Consider the following 21954-nt stretch of genomic DNA (forward strand, 5'->3'; position numbering starts at 1 on the left):
ATACCCGTTTACCAGCGGCGTTTCTTCGAGATCCCGAGCACGGTGAGCGACTCGCCGCTCCGGCGCATGACGAGGACGTCGCCGATGTGGACCTCGTGGACGAGCCGGTGACCATCGAGGAACACCTTCGCGTCGCGCATCTTGCTCCGGAGGACGACCTCCTCGCCCGCGCGGACGAGGCCGCGCGCGAAGCGGAAATGCCCGCCCGCCGGCGTGTACGGCTCGCGGACGACGTACTGGATCCGGTCCGACTCGAGCGGGAGCACCTTGCCGCCCGCGCTCCGCTGCGCCGCGGTCGACCCCGCCGCGGGCCCGATCCAGAGCCCGCTCGAGCGCTGGTCTTCGCTCCCGCCGGGGAGCTCGAGGATGTAGCGCGAGGTGGCGGCGGGCGACGCATGACAGAAGAGCGCCTCGTTGAGGACGCGCGCGTGGAGGCACTTGCCGTTGAGCTCGACGCGCATGCGCGTGAGCTCCGACGCCGCGAGCTCGCCCGCGAGCGCGCGGCGCAGCGTCTTCTTCGCGTTGCCGCGCTGGCCGGCGCAGAAGAACCCGATCGAGCTCCCCGGCGCGCTGTTGATCCCGAGGAGGGGGCAGTCCTTGCCGAGGAGGTGCGACGCGTCGAGGAGCGTGCCGTCGCCGCCGACGGTGACGACGAGATCGGTGCGCGCGGGCACGCGGGCGTGCGGGCCGCCGCGGAAGACGACCTCCGCGTCGAGGTCCGCGAGCGCCGCCTCGACCTCCGCGAGCGTCGCCTCGTGCGCCTCGTGCGATTGCTGCATCCGGCTCACGGTCGGATCGCGCTTCATGAGGAGCTTCGTCACGGTGGTGTCGTGACCCTCGAGCACGAGCTTGCGGTAGCTCGATCGCTTGATCACGAGCGCGACGCGTCGCTTGGTCTTCTTCATCTCAGTACGTCCGCGAGCCGGCGGAGCGCGAGCTCCGTCTTCTCGTCACGGACGCCCCCCGTTCGGCATGCCTCGAGCGCCTCGCGGAGAGGCACCTTGATCACGATCGCGACCGCCTCGAGCGCGGAGCCGTCGCCGTCGGGCTCGCGCCGGGCGCGCGGGTCGACGCGCACGTGGAAGAAGTGATGGATCTCTCCGACGAACCCGGGCGCGGGGTAGCTCCATTCGCCGAGGGGCTCCATCTGCTCCGCGCCGACGTCGAAGCCGAGCTCCTCCGCGACCTCGCGCGCCGCGGCCGCCCGCGGCTCCTCGCCCGGCTCGATGAGACCGGCGGGCAGCTCCCACAGCGCCGGCGACCCGCCGCCGGGTCGCAGCGCGATCGGCGGCCGGACCGCGCTCCTCAAGTAGACCTCCACCTCGCCGTCCTCTCCCACCGAGTGCGCAACCATGACCGCGGCGTCGAGCGCGTGGCGGTCCACGGTGTCGTATCGAAAGGGCTCGCTCCGCTTCGGCCCGTCGACGAGGACGAGATCGTAGCGGCGCAGTGTCAGAAAGCCGTCGGGCTCGGCGTTGGTCACACTCATGACCTCGACGGCGACTTGCGGAAGCTCGGGAAGAGGCGGCACGCCGGCCGCATTCTATATGAGGAGTCGTGAAGAGCGACGTTTCGTCCTACACTTGCGACTCGACCCACTTAACGGCACCCACGGAGGAACTTCGTGCGGGGTCAAACGTCAACCGAAGGTCGGATGAACCTCGCCTCCATCCAGCGGCACGCGCAGCACGCCGAATCCCGGCTCCGCCTTCGCCGAGCCATCCTCTGGGCCGCCAAGTCCCTCGCCGCCGGTCTCGTCGGCATCGCGATCCTCCTCGTGCTCCGCAAGACCGGGGTCATCGGCGAGCGGGCCTGCCGCGTCGGCGTCGCCCTCGCGACCCTGCAGGTCTTCGCCGCGGCGGGCATCGCTTATGCACAGAGGCTCCCGCGCCGCGCCGGCGCCGTCGCGCTCGATCGCTTCCACAACCTCGCCGACCGCCTCTCGAGCGCGCTCTCGTTCGTCGAGCTCGGCGCGGCGGAGCGCACGCCGTTCATGCTCGCGGCGATCGACGACGCGGTCGAGCACGCGAAGAAGGTCGATCCGAAGAAGGCCGTCCCGATGGAGCGGCCGAAGGAGTGGCCCTTCCTCCTCGCGATGGCGGCGGCGTGCGTCCTCATCGGTCTCTTCGAGGTGCGCAAGCACCACCCCGTCGTGAGCGCGAAGACGATCGACGCCGTCGACGTGACGCAGGACGACCTCGACGCGATGCGCGAGTTCCTCCGCGACGTCGACCAGCGGATGCAGACCGACGAGGCGAAGGCCGCGACGCAGGAGTTCAACCAGCTCATCGAGGACCTCGCGAACAAGCGCCTCGATCGGACGGAGGCCTTCCGCCGGATGCAGCAGCTCGAAGACAAGCTGCTGAACGGCTCCGAGGCCGACAAGAAGGCGCTCGAAGACGCGCTCCAGAAGATGGGCGAGGAGCTGAAGAAGGCGGAGATGTCGAAGCCCGCCGGCGAGGCGCTCACCGACAAGAAGCTCTCCGACGCCGAGAAGGCGCTGAAGGACCTCGCGAAGCAGCTCCGCGAAGCGAAGGAGACCGGCAAGGTCGACAAGGCCGCGCTCGACAAGCTGCGCGAGGCGCTCAAGAAGGCGAGCGAAGACCAAGCGAAGCGCGCGGAGGCGCTCGCGCAGAAGCGTGAAGAGCTGAAGCAGGACCTCCTCAAGCAAAAGCAGAAGCAGGGCGACGCCGGCATGAACGAGCAGGAGAAGAGCCTGCTCGAGAAGAAGGAGCGCGAGCTCGAGCGGCTCGATCGCGAGAGCGAGCAGCAGCAGAAGACGCAGCGCGAGCTCGATCGCCTCGACCGCGAGCTCCAGAAGGCGGCCGAGGACCTGATGAAGGATCTCGGCCTCTCCGCGAACGATCTCGATCAGGCCGCGGAGGACATCAACCGCATGGCCAAGCAGGAGATGTCACAAGAGGAGAAGGAGCAGCTGCGGCAGAAGCTCCAGGAGCTCCGCGAGATGATGCGCCAGCAGGCGCAGGGCGGGCAGGGGCAGATGCAGCGCCTCCGCGTCTTCCAGCAGCGCGCGCAAGGCGGCGGCGGACAGCAAGGACCGCAGGGCAACGGCGGCCAGGGCCAGGGCAACCAGGGCAACGGCAACGAAGGCCAGCAGGGCCAAGGGCAGCAAGGTCAGGGCGGCCAGCAGGGTCAGGGCCAGGGGCAGCAAGGTCAGGGCGGGCAGCAAGGCGGGCAGGGTCAAGGCCAGGGGCAAGGCCAAGGTCAGGGCGGCGGCGGCGAGACGTGGATCCTCGGGCCGAACGGCGAGAAGATCCTCATGCTCTCGAAGGGCCAAGGGCAGGGCAGCGGCCAGGGGCAAGGCCAAGGTCAGGGCGGCGGCGGTCAGGGCCAGGGACAAGGTCCGGGCTGGGGCACCGGCCACGACGAGAACGTCCAGGGCAAGCAGGGGACGAACCCGAAGATGGGGACCCAGGACAGCCAGATCCAGGCGAACGACACCGGCCAGGGCGGCTCGCGCAGCGAGGTCATCCTCGGCGCGGCCGAGCGCGGCTTCGCGAACCGCGGCTACACGAAGGTCTACCGCGAGTACCACACCGTCGCGGAGGAGGCCCTCGACAAGGACGAGATCCCGGGCGGCTACCGCTTCTACGTCCGCCGCTACTTCCAGCTCATCAGGCCGCGAGACACCGCGGATTCGCCGTCGCCTCCCGCAAATCCCTGAGCAAACGACGATTCGAGGAAATGAATGGCTGATACGAATGATGCGGGCGCGGTGCGCGCCGAGGTCGAGCAGTTCCGTACGTCGATCGCGACGCTGAAGACCGAGATCGGGAAGACGATCGTCGGCAACGAGCCGGTCGTCGAGGGCGTGCTGATGTGCCTCCTCGCCGGCGGGCACGCGCTCCTCGAAGGTGTGCCCGGCCTCGGCAAGACGATGCTCGTCCGCACCCTCGCGGAGGCGCTCTCGCTCTCCTTCTCGCGCGTGCAGTTCACGCCCGACCTCATGCCGGCCGACATCCTCGGCACGACCGTCATCGACGAGACGCAGCAGGGCGGGAAATCTTTCGAATTTCGGAAAGGCCCGATTTTCGCGAACATCGTCCTTGCCGACGAAATCAACCGCGCGACGCCGAAGACGCAGTCCGCGCTCCTCGAGGCGATGCAGGAGCACCGCGTCACGGTCGGCCGCCGCACGCACACGCTCGACGAGCCGTTCGTCGTCCTCGCGACGCAGAACCCGCTCGAGTCGGAGGGCACCTACCCGCTCCCGGAGGCGCAGCTCGACCGCTTCTTCATGAAGCTCCACGTGCCGTTCCCGAACCGCGAGGAGCTCCACGCCATCCTCGACCTCACGACCGGCGAGGCGCGCGCGGAGCGGCAGGCGGTGCTCCACCGCGAGGAGATCCTCGCGATGCAGGCGCTCGTGCGGAAGGTGCCGGTCGCGCGCCACGTCCAGGACTACGCGATCCGCGTCGTGCAGGCGACGCACCCCGACGGCCCCGACGCCCCCGACGCGTGCAAGCGCTTCGTCCGCTTCGGCGCCTCCCCGCGCGGCGCGCAGTCGGTGCTCCTCGGCGCGAAGATCCGCTCCCTCTTCGAGGGCCGCTTCTCCGCGAGCATCGACGACGTCCGCGCCGTCGCGCTGCCGTGCCTCCGCCACCGCACGCTCCTCAACTTCGAGGGCGAGGCGGAGGGCGTGAAGACGGATCAGGTCATCGAGGCGATCTTGAAGGCGATCCCCGAGACCAAGACCGGCGCCGGACGCTCCGAAGCCCAGATGGTCTCCTGAACGCGTGAGCTAAGTGGGTTTCCTCGACACAGTCCTCGGCCGCAAGCCGGTCAGCGAGAAGAGAGCGTCCGACGACGACCTCTTCGACGACGACTTCCAGCGGAAGCTCGACTACCTCGCGCTCGTGTCGAAGCGCGTCTTCGCCGGCCGCATGCGCGCCGAGCGGCGCACGAAGAAGAGCGGCTCCGGCGTCGAGTTCGCCGACCACCGCGACTACCAGCCGGGCGACGACTTCCGCTACCTCGACTGGAACGTCTACCAGCGCTTCGATCGCCTCCTCCTCCGCCTCTACGAAGAGGAGGAGGACCTCGCCATCTATTTCATCGTCGACTGCTCCGCGTCGATGGGCTTCGGCGACGCGAAGAAGCTCCGCTACGCCAAGCGCGTCGCGGCGGCGCTCGCCTACGTCGGCCTCGCGAACCTCGACCGCGTCAGCATCGTCTCGACGAGCGATCAGGTCGAGGGCCGCATGCCCGCGACGCGCGGCAAGGCGCGCATCTTCAAGGTCTTCCGCTTCCTCACCGCGCTCGCGCCGGTCGGGCAGACCGACCTCGAAGACGCGCTGAAGACGTTCGTCGCGCAGAACAAGCGGAAGGGGCTCGTCGTCCTCGCGAGCGATCTCTACGACCCCCACGGCTTCGAGCGCGGCATCAACGTGCTCCGCTACAACAAGTTCGATCCGTTCGTCGTCCACATCGTCGACGAGGCCGAGGCGAAGCCGAAGCTCGCCGGCGACGTGCTGCTCTACGACTGCGAGACCGGCGACGAGCGCGAGGTCACCGTCACGGCGAAGGTGCTCGAGCGCTTCGAGGTCGTGTACCGCAAGTACCTCGACGACATCGATCGCTTCTGCACCTCCAAGCAGGTGCCCTACATCCGCGCGGACGTCTCGCAGCCGTTCGACGAGCTGATCTTGCGCGTGTTCCGCAGGGGAGGGTTCCTCCGGTGATTCTGGCGGGTCTGCCGTTCGCGACGATCGCGGCGATCTTCGGCGCGGCGGCGGCGTTCGCGACGGCGCTCTACATCCTGAAGCTCCGGCGGCGCACGGTCGCGGTCCCGTTCTCGAAGCTGTGGGAGAAGATCCTGCGCGACAAGGAGGCGACGAGCCTCTTCTCGCGCCTGAAGCGGCTCCTCTCGCTCCTCGTCCAGCTCGCGCTCCTCGCGCTCCTCGCGTTCGCGCTCGGCGATCCGCGCGCCGCGGCGACGCTGATCAAGGGCCGGAACCTCGTCGTCATCGTCGACGCGTCGGCCTCGATGCAGGCGACCGACGTGGCGCCGGCGAAGAACCGGCTCGAGGCGGCGAAGGACGAGGTGAAGAAGATCATCCGCGGCCTCGGCGGCTCGGACCGGATGCTCATCGCGCAGATGGACGCCGCGGTGACGCCGCTCGGACCGACGTCGTCCGACACGTCGGAGCTCGAGCGCGCGCTCGACACGATCAAGGCGACCGACGCGCGCGCCGACTTCCCGCGCGCGCTCAGGTTCGCGACCGACTCGCTCCGCGGCGTCGAGAACGCGGAGATCGTCATCGTCTCGGACGGCCGCCTCGGCGAGGCGGTCGACTCCGCGGGCAAGGTGAAGCTCGGCGACGACGTGAAGCTCTCGTACCTCCCGATCGGCCGCGGCGTGCGCAACGTCGGCATCACCGCGTTCTCGGTCCGCCGCTACCCGCTCGACAAGAGCCGCTACGAGGTGATGCTCGAGGTCACGAACACCGGCCCCGAGGTCGAGGACGTCGAGCTCTCGCTCTTCGCCGATCCGCAGAAGGGCGGCCCCGACGACAAGGGGGTGCTCGTCGACCTCACGAAGCTGCGCCTCAAGCCGGGCGAGCGCCTGCCGCGCTTCTACCCGAACCTCTCCGGCGCGAGCCGCGCGCTCCAGGCGTCGATCGCGCCGCTCGAGGGCAGCCAGGACACGCTCCCCGCCGACGACAAGGCCTACGCGCTCCTCCCCGAGCGCCGCCGCGCGAAGGTCCTCGTCGTCACGCCGGGCAACACCTACCTCGAGGCCGCGCTCCTCCTCGACGAGTACCTCGACGTCCAGCTCGTCGGCCCGCGCGAGTACGTCGAGAAGATCGCGCCGAGCCAGCAGAAGAACGACGTCGTCATCTTCGACGGCGTCACGCCCGCCGATCCGCCGCGCGCGCACGCGATCTACCTCGATCCGCGCGGCCCCGGCTCGCCGGTCGCGGTCGAGGCCGAGATCAAGACGCCGGGCTTCGACAAGATCGAGCGGAAGCACCCGATCGTGCGCTGGACCGCGCTCGACGACGTGAACATCTCGAAGGGGCACCGCCTCAAGCCGCAGCCGGGCGACAAGGTCGTGGGCTCCTCCGACGGCGGCGGCCCGATCCTCGTGACGGGGCAGCGCGGCACGAACAAGTTCGTCGCGCTCGGCTTCGATCCGCGCGACAGCGACCTCCCGCTCCGCGTCGCGTGGCCGCTCCTCCTCCTCAACAGCATCAACTTCTTCACCGACGAGGACTCGCAGTACATCTCGAGCTTCCGCACCGGCGACGTCTGGCGCGTCCCGGTCGTCACCCAGAGCGGGCAGGCAAAGCTCAAGATGCCGACGAGCGCGGAGGCGATGATCCCGGTCCACGAGGGGCGCGCGGTGTACCTCGGCCAGCACGCCGGCTTCTACGAGCTCGCGGGCGGCGACGCTCCGGCCGAGGGGCAGAGCGACGCGGCGACGAAGACCGCGTTCGCGGCGAACCTCCTCGACGCGGACGAGAGCGCGGTCGAGCCGGCGAAGGAGCTCGTCGTCGACGGGAAGAAGGCGGGCACGCTCTCGGGCTTCCAGATCGGCGTCCGCCGCGAGATCTGGATCTACCTCCTGCTCGCCGCGGTGATCCTCACCGCGATCGAGTGGATCACGTACCACCGAAGGATCACGGTCTGATGTCGCGCCGCCTCCTCTCGATCCTCGGCATCGTCCTCGGCGTCGCCGCGGTCGCGCTCTACATCGCGAACCGCGTGACGCACGGCTACGTCTGGGCGTTCGCGTCGACGCGCGGCGACCTGATGCTCACCGGCGCGATCGCGGCCGGCTGCGGCTTCGTGATCGTGAAGGCGATCGCCGACGCGGTCGCGCAGTGGCGCGCGAAGCAGGCGGTCGACCGCGCGAAGGTCGGGTTCGCGGTCTTCGGCGGCGCGCTCGGCCTCGCCGGCGTCTACATCTACTGGCGCGAGGTGCTGACCGCGGCGAAGGCGACGATCACGTTCGCGCGGCAGGGCACCGACTACGAGCTCCTCTCCCCGAAGATGCTCGGGCTCGCGCTGCTCGCGCCCTTCTTCTTCTGGATGATCGGACGGAGCCTCGCCGACCTGCCGCTCCCGCAGCGCATCCTCTCCGTCGTGCTGCGCATGGCGTTCGTCGCGCTCCTCGCGCTGGGGCTCTCGCGCCTCGCGCGCACGGCGACGACGCAGAAGGTCGCCACCGTCTACCTCGTCGACGTCTCCGAGTCGGTGCCCGACGCCGCGGTGGAGGACGCGCGCGCGGAGATCACGAAGGCGCTCAAGGAGAAGCCGGAGGACGCGATCGTCCGCGTCATCACGTTCGCGCGCCGGCCGCGGGTGGTGCCGATCGCCGACGACGCGAAGGAGGCGCCGGCGCTGGAGCGTCACGACCTCGCGCCGACGGACGCGAAGGGGAACCCGAACAAGGGTCGCACGGGGCTCGGGGCGGCGACGGACGTCGCGAGCGCGATGCAGCTCGCGTACGGCCAGTACCCCGCCGGTTACCTCCGGCGCGCGGTCATCTTCACCGACGGCGTGCAGACCGACGGCGACATGCTCGCGGAGGCGAACCGCGCGAAGGAGTTCGGGGTCAAGGTCTACACCGTGCCGTACCACCGGCCGGTGCCGGGCGAGGTCGCGCTCCGCGATCTGCGCCTGCCGGACAAGGTCCGCGTCGGCGAGCCGTTCAACCTCCACGCGAACATCTTCTCGTCGCGGCCGCAGAAGGTCCGCGCGACGCTGAAGCAGGGCGAGGCGATCAACGGCCTCGACGGCATCCGGGACATCGAGCTCAAGGCCGGCGACAACGACGTCACGTTCAAGAGCGTCGTCCGCGTCGCGGGCGAGGTGACGTACGCGCTCGACCTCGCCGACATCCCCGAGGACCGCTTCAAGGAGAACAACCGCTTCGCGGTCTCCGTCGCGGTGCCGGGGCGGCCCTCCGTCCTCTACGCCGAGGGCAACACGTCGCGCGCGAGCTACCTCGCGTCGGCGCTCTCGGCGCAGGAGTTCGACGTCGACGTGCGGTCGCCGCGCGAGATCCCGTCGTCGATCCGCGAGCTCGAGCGCTACGACTTCGTGATCCTCTCCGACACGCCGGCGGAGAGCGTCTCGCTCACGCAGCAGGACGCGATCGAGAGCTACGTCCGCGACCTCGGCGGCGGCTTCCTCTTCGCCGGCGGCGAGGCGGGCTTCGGCCTCGGCGGCTGGTACCACACGACGGTGGAGCGCATCCTCCCGGTCCGGATGGACTCGGAGAAGAAGCGCGACGAGCCGCAGGTCGCGATGGTGCTCGTGCTCGACCGCTCCGGCTCGATGAGCGGCCTCCCGATCGAGATGGCAAAAGCCGCCGCGAAGGCGACCGCGGACACGCTCTCCTCCGACGACCTGATCGAGGTGATCGCCTTCGACTCCGCCCCCACGCGCGTCGTGCGCATGACGGCGGCGAAGCACCGCGCGCGCATCCAGAGCGACATCGCGCGCATCCAGCCCGGCGGCGGCACCGAGATCTTCAGCGCCCTCGACGCGGCGTACCAGTCGCTCACGTCGACGCGCGCGCGGCGCAAGCACGTCATCCTCCTCACCGACGGTCAGGCGCCGCACAACGGCATCCGCGACCTCGCGCAGGCGATGGCGGCGGAGAACATCTCGGTCACGTCCGTCGGCCTCGGCTCCGGCATCGACGAGGGGCTCCTCCGCATGATCAGCGACGCGGGCGGCGGCCGTCTCTACAAGGTCATGGACCCGCAGCAGCTCCCGCGCGTGTTCACGCGTGAGACCGAGATGGTCAGCCGCAACGCCGCGGTCGAGGAGTACTTCCAGCCGCGCGTCGTGTCACCGGCGGACTTCCTGCGCGGCGTCGACATGAGCTCGGCGCCGTACCTCCACGGCTACGTCGCGACGAAGATGAAGCCGCCGCCGGCGCAGGAGATCCTGCAGAGCGAGGTGCAGGAGCCGATCCTCGCGCGCTGGCACGTCGGGCTCGGGTGGTCGCTCGCGTGGACCTCCGACGTGAAGAACCTCTGGGCGGTGGAGTGGCTGCGCTGGCCGGGCTACGGGCAGTTCTGGGGTCAGCTCGTGCGCGAGCACATGCGCCAGAAGAAGCGGCAGCAGTACGACATGAGCTGCGCGATCGATCCCGCGACCGGCCACGTGAAGGCGTCGATCGACGCGATCGGCGGCGACGACCGCTTCCAGAACGGCCTCGACGCGAAGCTCACCGTCACGGGGCCGCAGCCGAACGGCGAGACGAAGAAGATCACGATGCGCCAGACCGCGCCCGGTCGCTACGAGTCGGACTTCCCGCTCGAGCGCTTCGGCTCGTTCCTCCTCCACGCGAGCCTCGAGAAGGGGGTCGAGGACGGCAAGGGCGGAACGAAGAGCGTCCAGGTGGCGGAGAGCTTCGGCCACGTGACGAACCCGTACCCGCGCGAGTACCTCGCGCTCGCGCCGGATGTCACCACGCTGTCACGCGTCGCGCTCGTGACCGGCGGCCGCATGGACCCCGCGCCCAAGGATGTGTTCGATCCCCAGGGCGAGAGCATCAAGTACCACCAGGACCTCTGGAGCCGCTTCATCGGCGCCGCGGTGGCGGTCTACCTCCTCGATCTGCTCATCCGTCGCGTCCGCATCTTCGACCGGAAGAAGACGGCGCGCCCGCCCGTCTCGCGCCGCCCCGTCAGCGTGTAGCGGCGCTTTTCCCCCGTGGAAATGGCCGTCTCCGATCGGAGAGCTTCCTTGCGCGTTCGTTTCTTGAGAGCATCATGAACGTGAGGATGAAGCTTCCGGGTTTGCTTTTGGCGATGGCCCTGGCGGGCTGCACGAACGAAGCGAAGTCGCCGACGGGGGGTGGCGGCGGCGGTGAGGGCAAGGCGGAGGTCGGCAAGCCGGCCCCCGAGCTCTCGATCGAGACGTTGAACGACAAGGGCACGATTTCGCTCAACGAGCTGCAGGGCAAGGTCGTCATCGTCGACTTCTGGGCGACGTGGTGTGCACCCTGCAAGCAATCGTTCCCCAAGCTCGAAGAGCTTCAGAAGAAGGTCGGCGACAAGGTCGTCATCGTCGGCGTCTCGGTCGACGACGAGAAGAAGGGCGTCGCCGAGTTCGCGAAGGAGAACGGCGCGACGTTCGCGATCGGCTGGGACCAGGGCCACACCATCGCGAGCCGCTGGAAGGTCGGCACGATGCCGACGACGTTCGTCGTCGACGCCACGGGCAAGGTCCGCCACATCCACGACGGCTACCACGAGGGCGAGACGGACCGGATGGAGAAGGAGGCGAACGCCCTCCTCGCCGAGGACACCGGCGACACGAAGGTCGCGAAGAACGACGCCAAGGCCGAAGACCCCGACGCCAAGGGAGACAAAGGCGACAAGGGCGGCGACACGAAGGCCGACACGGCCAAGCCCGACGACAAACCGCCGCCCGACGAGGACGACCCGCCCCCGAAGGAACCCAAGAAGAAGAAGAAGCCGAAGAAGAAGAAGTCGAAGAAGCCCTGACGCGATCGCCGTGTTGATCGCCGAGGAGCTGCTCCTGTTGCTGCTGGACGACGAGAGCGGGAGCGTCTCGGCGCATCGCGACGTCGGTCGCGCCTACGTGCGGCCAGTGTTGGGCGGCGCGTTGCTCGCCGAGCTCGCGCTCGGAGGGAACATCCAGATCGGAGAGGCGGGCTTGCTGCGATCGGGCAAGGTGACGCTCACGAACGCGCCGTACCCGGCCGATCCGCTGCTCGTCGACGCGGCAGCGACGATCGCCGAGGCGCCACGCTCCGCGGGCGAGCTGGTCAACCGGCTCGGCAAGGACGCCTTCGAGATGCTGGCTCGACGCCTGGTCGATCGCGGGATCCTCGAGCGTCGCGAGGACAAGGTCTTGTGGTTCTTTCCGCGCACGCGCTGGCCGGCGCTGGACTCCTCGTACGAGCGAGAGCTCCGTCTCCGTCTCGCCGCGAGCTTCGACGACGGCGCGGTGGTCGAGCCGCGCATCGGGACGTTGATCGCGCTGCTCCACGCGATCGGAAAGGCCCACCACCTGGCGCCGATGGAGCCCGGAGAGGCGAGCCGGCGCGCCAAGCGGATCGCCGAAGGCAACTGGGCCGCCAAGGCCGTGCGCGACACCATCGACGCTTTGATCAGCGCGCTGATCGCGGACGTCGCGCTGATGGCTGCGAACACCGCCAACCACTGATATGGCTGAGCTCGCGGCGGTCGCGGTCGCGGGAATGAACGAGGGGACGGCGTGGTTGGGCGCTCATGCAGCATCTCGTGCGGTTGGCGTGGCCTGCGGCGTTCGTGGCGGTGGCGGCGATGGGGTTCGGGTGGCTGCGGGCGGAGCCGCCGAAGGCGGAGGCGCACGTCGTCGAGGTCGTGCCGACCGGGCCCACCGTCGTCCGGGAGCTCCGCGCGGTCGCGAGGCTCGAGACCGCGTCGATGCACGTGGAGAAGGTGATCGATCTGAAGGACCATCAGAAGCGGTTCCGCGGGCTCGTCGACGCCGAGGACTCGCTCCTCTTCGTCGCGAGCGGCGAGGTCGTGCTCGGCGTCGATCTGGGGCGGCTCGGGCCGGACGACGTCGGCTTCGACGAGGCGACGAAGACGGCGACGATCGAGCTGCCGGCGCCCGAGGTGTTCTCGACCCGCTTCGACGAGGCGCACTCGTACGTGCACTCGCGGCGCACCGACACGTTCGCGGTGCGGAACGAGGGGCTCGAGGCCGCCGCCCGGCGCGAGGCCGCGGCCGCGTTCGCGAAGGCGGGCCGCGAGCCCCGCGCGATCGACCTCGCGAAGGAGCACGCCGCGACGCAGCTCCGCGCCCTCGCGAAGGCATGGGGCGCGAAGGACCTCATCGTCCGCTGGCGCGCACCGGCGGGCGAGCTCGCCGCGCAGTAGCGTATGCTCCGTTCCGGTGGCCGCAGCGAAGAAGAAGACGAAGCGCGACGACGTCATCCCCGGCACGGAGGCGTGGCGCGCGCCGCTGCCGCTCGGTCCCGCGCCGGAGAGTGGAGACCCGGCGACCGACGCCCTCTTCGCCGCGCTTCGAGCGTATCGCGTCGGAGCGCTTCCCCCCGGCTCGGCCGAGCTGATCGCGACGCCCACGCCTGCCCAGGCAGCCTGCGCCGTGGCCGAGCTGACCGACGCTGCCCTCGACGGAGGAGAGGCCGTCTGGGACGAGGCGTTCGCGCAGACGCTCACGCCGCGCGATCGCAAGAGGATCGGCGCGCCTCGCCCGCCTCGCGGTGTGGAACCTCCAGCACGAGGGGAGGCAAGGCACGACCCCCGCGAGCTTCGCCGCTCGGACGGCGCTCCTCACCGAGCACGGCGACAGATCCATGGTGGAGGGCCTCGCGCGCGCGATGCGTGCCTTCGAGAAGACGTTCAAGAAGCACGCGGCCCCGTACGTCGCGACGCTCACCGAGGTCGGGGAGGCGCTGCGCGGACGCGCCCCCGTCGAGCTCCCGCCGATGCCGCCCCCGAGGGACTCGCCACCGGCGGCGCCGCTCACGGACGAGGCGCCGCTGACTCCGCTCGAGCGACAGCACGCCGACCTCGATCGCGCGATCGCGGCTGCGAAGCTGGGCGAGCACGCCGAGCTCGTGCGCGCGGTGGTGCAGCCGTGCGTCGATCTGCGAACGCTCACCCGCGCCGCGGACGACGCGATCGGTACGAGCCGTCTGGGCGGCCTGCCCGATCTTCCGCCCGCCGAGCCCTGGCCTCGTCTTCGTGGTCAGGCGCTCGCGTTCCTGGCGCAGCTCGAGCTCCACGCGCTCCACGCGCTTCACGAAGGTCTGGCGCTCCCGCGCGAGGGGCTGCTCTCGTTCTTCGTGTGGGACGTGTTCGATGAAGAAGGCGAGCCTTACCTCGAGGTCGGCTCCGTCTTGCACGTTCCGCCGGGCACGCTCGCCCGCGCCGCGCTGCCGGCAGACTACGCCGCGCCGCGAGAAGGCCGCGCGCCCTTCCCTGGGTGCGCGATCGAGCTGGGGGCTTCCATCGCGGTCCCTCCGCCGTCACACCCTTCGCTCGCGGTGCTGCCCGCGAAGGCGAAGAAGAGCTACGCGAAGCACGTCTTCCCGCTGGGGGCGCCGCGTCACCGGGTGAGCGGCTACGTGATCCCGAGCGACGCCGGCCCCGACGACGGCGTGGTGCTCCTTCAGCTGCTCTCGGATCGTCGTTGCGGCTTCGTGTTCGGCGATCTCGAGCGGCTCTTCGTCACCGTTCCCTTCGCCGCTGCCGCCGCCGGTCGATTCGAAGGAGCTCACTTCTCGTTCGGCGGCTGACCGAGGGCGGCGGCGCAGGGGTGGACGACCTGGTCGAGGACGCTGCGGACGAGCGCGCGGTGGTCGGCCGGCAAGAGGCGGCCGTGGGCCTGCCATGCCGCGGGGTCGACGTCGGCGGGGAGGGGCGGCGCGTCGGTGCAGACCGGGGCGGTGAACGCGGCCTCGACCGCGGCGCGGACGTCGGGGCCGCCTGTGGCGAGCGCCCAGCGCACGAAGGTCCAGGCGAGCTCGGCGTGGCGGGCCTCGTCCTCGGCGATGCGCGCGAGCGTTCGGCGTAGCTCGGCGTCCGTCGCGTTCTCGGCCTGCGCGGCGGCGACGGCCGACGCGATCGTCTCGTTGATGCAGCCGTCGCGCACGGTCGCGGCCGCGATCGCCGCGAGGTCCGTGCTCGGCGCGACGCCGCGCAGATCGAGCGCGCCCGGGCCCTCTGCCTCGCCCGCGAAGCGGCTCGCGAGGGCGAACGTGAGACGCGCGTGCTCGATCTCGTCGCTGCACGCCGCTTGCGCGAGGACGAGGAGCGCCGGCGGCGCGCCGACCGCGAGGAGCTCCAGCGTGAACGTCGCGAACGACGCGATCGACGCGTGCTCCATCAGCGCGTCGCGCAAGTACGACCCGGCGAGCGCGCGCCGCGTCGAGTCCGGGAGCGCGTCGTCGTGCGCCGGTGCGGTGGTCCAGTCGGAGCGTGGCTGCGCGGTCGCCACGCGCGCGGCGCCCTGGACGACGAGCGGGCGACCGCAGCACGCGCCCTCGCAGAACTCGTAGCAGCACTGCCCGTTCTCGAAGACGACGGGGCCCACCGCCGGGTTGCAGCAGCCGTTCATGATCTCCTCCGGCACGATGCAGCCGTTCGCGTCGAGCGTCGGCGGCGGAGGCGGCGCGGCGTCGGGCTCGCGGAAGCCGCCGTACCCGGAGTTCTTCGTGATGCCCTTGCCCTTCTCGTTGCACTCGCGCTTCTTCGTCCCGTTCTCGCACGTCGCCGGGGCGGCGCCGGAGGACGACGTCGAAGACGACGAAGTCGAAGAAGACGATGAAGTCGACGATCCGCCGCCGGGTGGGGTCGGCGGGGTCGACTCGCCGCCGCACGCGGCGGCGACGAGCGAGGAGGTCGCGAGGGACGAGAGGATCCGGGCCCGCAGCGTAAGGAGCGACATGGAGAAAACGTTACAAGGAAAGTCCGAGATCCACCGTCTAAGTGGCCCGTATGCCGGAGACCCGCATGTACCAACGCGCCGTAGGCCTTGCCGCCCTCACGTTCCTCGCTGCATGCCACGTCTTCGCGCCGCCCCCGCCGGCGCGACCCGCGCCTCCGCCGAGCGACGCGAACGGAAATCCCCTCGGCGTCGAGACCGCCGCCGCGCGGCAGGCCCGGGTCGGATTCGCTCTCACCGAGGCGCCGATGTCGCTTACTGCCGGAGACGGCACCGGGCTCCGGCTCGCCTCGCTGCGCGCGAAGGCCGTCGTCGACGGGCCGCTCGCGTTCACCGAGATGACCCTCGCGTTCGAGAACCCGAATGACCGCACGCTCGAAGGGACGTTCCGCATCGTGCTGCCGCGCGGCGCCTCGCTCGGCCGCTTCGCGATGAAGATCGACGGCGCGTGGCAGGAGGGCGAGGTCGTGGAGCTCGAGCAGGCCCGCCGCGCCTATGAGGACTTCCTCCACCGCAAGCAGGACCCCGCCTTGATGGAGAAGGCGGCGGGCAACGAGTTCTCGGCGCGCGTCTTCCCGATCCCCGCGCGCGGCATCAAGGAGATCGTCGTCGCCTACGTGGAAGAGATCAGAAACGAGGAGTACCGGCTCCCGCTCCACGGCCTGCCCGAGGTCGGAGAGATCGCGATCGAGGCGAAGGTGCTCGGCGCGTCGCAACAGCCGGCGCCGCTCGCCGTTCGCAACGCCACGCCGGCAGAGGACTACACCGCGCCCGTCGTGGCCGGCGGCGCGTCGGTGCGGAGCGGCGAGCTCGCGATCGTCCGCGTGAAGCCGCAGGCCGACTCGAAGCCCGAGAAGCTCGACAACGCGATCGTCCTCGTCGACACGAGCGCGTCGCGCGTCCTCGGCTTCGGCGAGGAGCTCCGCGCGCTCGAGGCGGTGCTGAAGAAGATCGGCGAAGAGGACGGCGGCGTCACGGTCGCGGCCTTCGATCAGGTCGTCACGCCGATCTACGCCGGCAAGGCGCGCGCGTTCGGCGCGAAGGAGCTCGGCGTCCTGCGCGATCGCGACGCGCTCGGCGCGAGCGACCTTGAGCGCGCGCTCGCGTGGGCGAAGGACAAGGCGAAGAGCGCGGGCGCGCACCGCGTCGTCCTCGTCACCGACGGCGTGATCACCGCGGGCGCGACGGACCCGAAGGCGCTCTTGCCGAAGGTGAGCGCGCTGAAGGACGCGGGGATCGAGCGCATCGACGCGGTCGCGATCGGCGGCATCCGCGACGAGGTCGCGCTCGGACGCATCGTGCGCGGCGCGCTCCCGCGCGACGGCGTCGTCGCGGAGGCGACGGAGACGCGGAAGCTCGGGGAGGCGACGCGCTCCGGCGTGGCGGTGAAGGTCGAGGGCGCGACGTGGTCGTGGCCGGCGAAGCTCGACGGCGTGCAGTCGGGCGACACGTACTCGATCTACGCGGAGGTCCCGGTCGATCGCCCGCTCAGGGTGTCCGTCGGCGGCGCGCCCGCGGTCGCGATCGAGACACGCAAGACCGAGCGGCCGCTCGTGCAGCGCGCCGTCGCGCAGGCCAAGGTCTCGAGCATGCTCGAGCGCGAGGTCACGGGCAAGGAGTCGCTGAAGAAGAGCATCGTCTCGATCGCGACGCGCGAGCGCATCATGACGCCGTACACCGCGCTGCTCGTCCTCGAGACGGAGGACGACTACGCGCGCTACGGGATCGATCGGCGCTCGCTCGCGGACGTGCTCGCGATCGAGGACGGCGCGGTCCGCCGCGTGCGCCGGACGACGGTGAAGCTCCCGCTCGCGCGGCCGCCGATGGAAGAGGCCTTCGACCTAAGCAGTCAGGCGCTGAGCGACAGCTCGTTCGAGTCCGACGCGCTCGGCGACGCGGCCGTCGCTCCGTCGCCCTCGGCGCGCCCCGCGCGCCCGGGCGGCGCGGAGGCGAGGAAGGCGGACGAGTCGCCGCGCGCGGGCCATGCGCCCGCGCCGAGGCCGAGGCCGAGGCCGGCGCCCGAGCCGGAGCCGGAGCTCAAGAAGCGCGCGTCGGCGTCGGCCGCGCCGCCCCCGTCGATGGCCGCGCGCCCCGCGCCCGCGACGCGGCACGCCCCGCGCGCGCCGCGGGCGGAGGCCGCCGACGCGCCGTTCCTGCGATCGCCGCCGGAGCCTTCGAGGGTGCGGATCGCCTCCGACCCGATGGACGAGGACGAGGACGGGCCGCGCGGCGTCGGCCACGCGCCGTACGAGGGTCGCTTCAAGACGGTGATGGACCTCGTTCGCGCGAAGCAGCTCGACCAGGCGATGCGCGAGGCGCAGGCGTGGCGCGCCGAAGCGCCCGGCGACGTGCTCGCGCTCGTCGCGCTCGGCGAGGCGGCGGAGGCGAGGGGCCAGACGGAGCTCGCCGCGCGCGCGTACGGCTCCGTGATCGACCTCTTCTCGAACCGCGCCGATCTGCGTCGCTTCGCCGGCGAGCGGCTCGAGCGGCTCGCGATGCGCGACGCCGCCGCGCTCGACCTCGCGATCGACACGTTCGAGAAGGCGGTCCTCGATCGTCCCGACCACCCCGCGAGCCATCGCCTCCTCGCGTTCGCGCTCGTCCGCAAGAAGCAGCTCGCGCGCGCGTTCGAGGCGATCGCGGCGGGCGCGCGTCGCGGCTACGAGGTCGATCGCTTCGCTGGCGTCGATCGCATCCTGCGCGAGGACGTCGGCCTCGTCGGCGCGGCGTGGGCGAAGGCGGAGCCGCAGCGCAAGGACGAGATCCTCGCCAAGGTGCGCGCCGCGGGCGGCACGATCGAGTCCGGTCCGTCGCTCCGCTTCGTCCTCAACTGGGAGACCGACGCGAACGACGTCGACTTCCACATCCACGATGGCCGGCGCGGGCACGCGTACTTCTCGCGCCCGCACCTCGCGAGCGGCGGCGACCTCTACGCCGACGTGACGACGGGCTACGGCCCCGAGTGCTTCACCATCCGTGGACCGAAGGCGAAGCGCGCCGGTCCCTACGTCCTCGAGGCGCACTACTACGCGCGCGGTCCGATGGGCTACGGCATGGGCAAGCTCGAGGTGATCGAGCACGACGGCAACGGCAACCTCACCTTCGACGAACGCCCCTTCATCGTGATGGTCGACTCGGCCTTCGTGGACCTCGGCACGGTCCCATGATCCGGGTCCGGTGATCAGCGGATTTCAGACACTTCCGCGTGGCATCGTCCCTGCAACTGCTTCGAGCGATGGGGCGAGCGAGCTTGGTGGGACTGCTGGCGTTGTTGCTCGCGTGCGAGGCGCCGGTCGCGGCGAGGAAGACGGTCCCCGCGGCCGCGTGCGAAGAAGGGACGTCGTGCCCCGAGCAGCAGGGTCCGCGTCCTGCGGGCGGCGATCGCGAGCTCCCCGTCACGCCCGTCGTCCCCGATCGCGATCCTCCGCCGGTCGAGAAGCCCGACGCCGCGCCGCCCTCCGAGGAGACGCTCGTGGAGGTGGAGGCGACGCCCAAGGTCGGTCCGTCGTGCGCGAAGCTGGAGGAGTGCTGCGCGAACCTCCGCAAGGCCGGGATCACCGGCTCGGCGAACCAGTGCGATTCGGTCGTCGCCGATCGCAACGAGGTCTCGTGCGCGAGCGTCAACGAGGACTACATGACGCCCGACGAGTTCTACGATCCCGTCTGCTTCTGACCCCACGGTCCTTGCGCGATCCTCGAGCTCGATGCGTCGGAAAATGGGTCGGCGATCGACGATCCCGGCTATATACGGCTCCCCCTGCCGAGAAACGTGCGGCTTTGCGCGGCATCGAAGCGGGGATGGCGAGCGCGCTGACCGTGGAAACCCTGAACGACAAGCCGATCGGATCGTACGACGACCTCCTCTCGATCTTCCACGCCGCGATCAAGCCCGCCTCCGAGTTCCGCTGCGGCGCCGAGATGGAGAAGCCGGGCGTGTTCGCCGACGGCCGGCCGGTCCCGTACGACGGCGAGCCGAGCGTGCGCGCGATCCTCGAGGAGCTCACGAAGAAGGGGTGGACGCCGGACGGCGAGTACGCGGGCGGTCCGCTCATCGCCCTCCTCCGCAACGGCGCGAGCGTCACGCTCGAGCCGGGGGCGCAGCTCGAGCTGTCCGGCGCGCCGCTCGTCAACGCGCACCAGATCTGCAGCGAGTTCCGGAGCCACCTCGCCGAGATCGCGCCGTACTCCCAGGCGCACGGCATCACGTGGCTCGGCCTCGGCTTCCATCCCTTCGCGAAGCGCGAGGACTTCGTGATGGTGCCGAAGCCGCGCTACCCGATCATGCGCGACTACCTGCCGACGCGCGGCTCCCTCGCGCTCGACATGATGCTCCGCACGTCCACCGTGCAGGCGAACTACGACTACCTCTCCGAAGCCGACGCGATGACGAAGATGCGCGTCGCGCTCAAGCTCGCGCCGCTGACCGCCGCGATGTTCGCGAATTCCCCGTTTTACGAGGGCGCGCCGTTCGGCGGAAAGAGCTACCGCGCGAAGGTGTGGCTCGACGTCGATCCCGATCGCTCGGGCCTCGTCCCCACGCTCTGGAAGAAGACCGCCACCTTCACCGACTACGTCGAGTGGGCGCTCGACGTGCCGATGTTCATGTTCAAGCGCAACGGCGAGTCGGTCGTGAACACGGGCCAGAGCTTCCGCAGCTTCTGGAAGAGCGGCTTCTCGGGCCACAAGCCGACGCTCGGCGATTGGAAGACGCACCTCAACACGCTGTTCCCCGAGGTCCGCCTCAAGAACACGATCGAGGTCCGCGCCGCCGACGCGCAGGGCGGGAAGATGGCGTGCGCGCTCCCCGCGCTGTGGACCGGCATCCTTTACGATGCGCAGGCGCTCTCCGCCGCGGACGCGATGACGTCCGACTGGACGCACGACGAGATCTCGGCGACGCGGAAGCAGGTCTGGGAGAAGGGGCTTCAGACGAAGCTCCGCGCGACCACGTACCAGTCGCTCGCGGAGAAGCTCATCGAGATCGCCGAGGGCGGCCTCGAGCGCCGCGACTACAAGAGCCCGAGCGGCAACGACGAGCGCGTGCACCTCAAGCGCCTGAAGGAGCTCGTCGCGCGCGGCGAGTGCCCGGCCGATCGCCTCCTCGACGGCATCACGAACGCCCGCGACATCACGGCGGAGATCATCGCCCGCTGCGACCTCGGCGCGGGCTAGTCTGTCTTGTTCGAGAGGGCTCTGCCCTCTCGAGCTCTCCCGCCAGGGGCCTCTGTCTTGTTCGAGAGGGCTCTGCCCTCTCGAGCTCTCCCGCCAGGGGCCTCTCCGCGCGCGGGGGCGCGCGCTCCGCCGCCCCTGGACCCCCGAGAGGGGGGCCGGGAGGGGGCTCGAGAGGAGGCACGCGCTCCGCCGCCCCTGGACCCCCGAGAGGGGGGGCGGGAAGGGGGCCGGGAGGGCCGGGAGGGCCGAGAGGGGGCCCCAGAAGCGGCCGCGCATGCGGTCGCGAAGCGACCCGAGCGCGAAGCGCGAGGGCCGTGTCTGGGGTGGGGGTGTCGGGGGCAACGCCCCCGACGTTGAGTACGCCCCCGACGTTGAGTACGCCCCCGACGTTGAGTACGCCCCCGACGTTGAGCATGAACTCGCGGACGGCGGTGAGGTCTTTTACGCCGGGGGCGTGTTCGACGCCGCTCGCGACGTCGACGCACCATGGCGCGACCTCGGCGATGGCGCGCGCGACGTTGTCGGGGCGGAGGCCGCCGGCGAGGGTGAGGCGGCGCTCGCGCGCGAGGTCGCGGACGAGGCTCCAGTCGAAGGTCGCGCCGGTGCCGCCGAGCGCGCCGTCGACCTTCGCGTCGACGAGGATGTATTCGCCGGGGTACGTGCGCGCGAGCGCGACGTCCGCCGCCGTCGCGACGCGGATCGCCTTGTAGGCGTGCGGGAGCAGCGGCTCGAGCGCGGAGGGCGGCTCGGCGCCGTGGAGCTGGAGGCAGCCGAGGCGCGCGTCAGAGACGAGGGCGCGGAGCGCGTCGGCCGGCATGTCGGCCACGACGCCGACGACGAGCGGCGGCTTCGGGAGCGCGGCGAGCGCGTCGGAGATCGCGCGCGCGCGGGCGACGTCGATGCAGCGCGGCGACGACGGGATGAAGTTGAGGCCGATCGCGCTCGCGCCGAGCTCGGCGCACGCGACGGCGTCGGCGACGCTCGTCACGCCGCAGACCTTGACGTGGGTCATCCCGCGGCCGGTTCGGGGATGCCGAGGAGCTCGCGCACCTTCGCGATCACCTGCGGCGCCTGGATCGGCTTCGTGATGTACGCGTTCGCGCCGAGCGAGAGCGCGCGCTGGCGGTCTTCCTCCGCGCTCTCCGTCGTGATGATCACGATCGGGACGTCCTTGTGCACCGGATCGGTGCGGACGCGCTTCACCAGCTTCAAGCCGTCCATGATCGGCATGTTGATGTCGGTGAGGATGATGTCGAACCGGCCGCCGGCGAGCTTCTTGAGGCCGTCGACGCCGTCGTCCGCCTCCGTGACCTTGAGGCCCTTCACGCGTGAGAGCGCGAAGACCAGGAGCTGTCGCATCATCGGCGAGTC

17 protein-coding genes are annotated in these 21954 nt (G+C 70.7%); 12 read left to right on the top strand and 5 right to left on the bottom strand.

Annotation, left to right across the window (positions count from 1 at the left end):
- Positions 1–8: 8 nt before the first annotated feature.
- Complete coding sequence (locus KF837_33590; protein ID MBX3232309.1) at positions 9–905, bottom strand: NAD(+)/NADH kinase; 897 nt, start codon at positions 903–905, stop codon at positions 9–11.
- Positions 902–1489 (bottom strand): NUDIX domain-containing protein, encoded by a 588-nt coding sequence (locus KF837_33595; GenBank protein ID MBX3232310.1) that lies wholly within the window; start codon positions 1487–1489, stop codon positions 902–904. The genes KF837_33590 and KF837_33595 overlap by 4 nt, the downstream gene beginning before the upstream one ends.
- A 165-nt stretch (positions 1490–1654) precedes the next feature.
- On the opposite strand from KF837_33595, the gene KF837_33600 reads away from it, so the two are divergent.
- From KF837_33600 to KF837_33640, 9 genes are all read left to right on the top strand, one after another.
- On the top strand, positions 1655–3685 hold the full coding sequence (locus tag KF837_33600) for a hypothetical protein (protein MBX3232311.1): 2031 nt from the start codon (positions 1655–1657) through the stop codon (positions 3683–3685).
- Positions 3686–3709: 24 nt separating this feature from the next.
- Positions 3710–4753, top strand: coding sequence for a MoxR family ATPase (locus KF837_33605; protein ID MBX3232312.1), 1044 nt, complete (start codon positions 3710–3712; stop codon positions 4751–4753).
- A 151-nt stretch (positions 4754–4904) separates the two neighbouring features.
- Positions 4905–5702, top strand: coding sequence for a DUF58 domain-containing protein (locus KF837_33610; GenBank protein ID MBX3232313.1), 798 nt, complete (start codon positions 4905–4907; stop codon positions 5700–5702).
- Positions 5699–7654 (top strand): VWA domain-containing protein, encoded by a 1956-nt coding sequence (locus KF837_33615; protein MBX3232314.1) that lies wholly within the window; start codon positions 5699–5701, stop codon positions 7652–7654. Before KF837_33610 ends, KF837_33615 begins: the two co-directional genes overlap by 4 nt.
- Positions 7655–7776: 122 nt before the next feature.
- Positions 7777–10680: a VWA domain-containing protein gene (locus KF837_33620; protein ID MBX3232315.1), complete on the top strand. Its 2904-nt coding sequence runs from the start codon at positions 7777–7779 to the stop codon at positions 10678–10680.
- Positions 10681–10766: 86 nt separating this feature from the next.
- Positions 10767–11492 (top strand): TlpA family protein disulfide reductase, encoded by a 726-nt coding sequence (locus KF837_33625; protein ID MBX3232316.1) that lies wholly within the window; start codon positions 10767–10769, stop codon positions 11490–11492.
- A gap of 10 nt (positions 11493–11502) precedes the next feature.
- Positions 11503–12177: a GPP34 family phosphoprotein gene (locus KF837_33630; GenBank protein MBX3232317.1), complete on the top strand. Its 675-nt coding sequence runs from the start codon at positions 11503–11505 to the stop codon at positions 12175–12177.
- 77 nt (positions 12178–12254) lie between these two features.
- On the top strand, positions 12255–12878 hold the full coding sequence (locus KF837_33635; GenBank protein MBX3232318.1) for a DUF4230 domain-containing protein: 624 nt from the start codon (positions 12255–12257) through the stop codon (positions 12876–12878).
- Positions 12879–13225: 347 nt separating this feature from the next.
- Complete coding sequence (locus KF837_33640; protein ID MBX3232319.1) at positions 13226–14263, top strand: DUF1963 domain-containing protein; 1038 nt, start codon at positions 13226–13228, stop codon at positions 14261–14263.
- On the opposite strand, the gene KF837_33645 is transcribed toward KF837_33640, so the two are convergent.
- The gene (locus tag KF837_33645) at positions 14242–15414 is read right to left on the bottom strand and encodes a ferritin-like domain-containing protein (GenBank protein ID MBX3232320.1); all 1173 of its coding nucleotides are present in this window, start codon (positions 15412–15414) and stop codon (positions 14242–14244) included. The genes KF837_33640 and KF837_33645 overlap by 22 nt on opposite strands.
- A 65-nt stretch (positions 15415–15479) precedes the next feature.
- Between KF837_33645 and KF837_33650 the strand changes: the two genes are divergently transcribed.
- From KF837_33650 to KF837_33660, 3 genes are all read left to right on the top strand, one after another.
- Positions 15480–18578, top strand: a complete 3099-nt coding sequence (locus tag KF837_33650; GenBank protein ID MBX3232321.1) for a hypothetical protein — start codon at positions 15480–15482, stop codon at positions 18576–18578.
- 101 nt (positions 18579–18679) lie between these two features.
- Positions 18680–19084 carry a hypothetical protein gene (locus KF837_33655; protein ID MBX3232322.1) on the top strand — a complete coding sequence of 135 codons (405 nt, stop codon included), beginning with the start codon at positions 18680–18682 and terminating at the stop codon, positions 19082–19084.
- 125 nt (positions 19085–19209) lie between these two features.
- Positions 19210–20583 carry a glutamate--cysteine ligase gene (locus tag KF837_33660; protein MBX3232323.1) on the top strand — a complete coding sequence of 458 codons (1374 nt, stop codon included), beginning with the start codon at positions 19210–19212 and terminating at the stop codon, positions 20581–20583.
- Here KF837_33660 and KF837_33665 read toward each other — a convergent pair.
- On the bottom strand, positions 20552–21595 hold the full coding sequence (locus KF837_33665) for a phosphoribosylanthranilate isomerase (protein MBX3232324.1): 1044 nt from the start codon (positions 21593–21595) through the stop codon (positions 20552–20554). The two genes, KF837_33660 and KF837_33665, sit on opposite strands and share 32 nt — an antisense overlap.
- Entirely contained in the window at positions 21592–21945 is a 354-nt protein-coding gene (locus tag KF837_33670) for a response regulator (protein MBX3232325.1), read from the bottom strand. The genes KF837_33665 and KF837_33670 overlap by 4 nt, the downstream gene beginning before the upstream one ends.
- Between the last annotated feature and the right edge of the window lie 9 nt (positions 21946–21954).

It is taken from the genome of Labilithrix sp. (genome assembly GCA_019637155.1).
In the GTDB taxonomy this organism is placed as follows: Bacteria; Myxococcota_A; Polyangia; order Polyangiales; family Polyangiaceae; genus Labilithrix.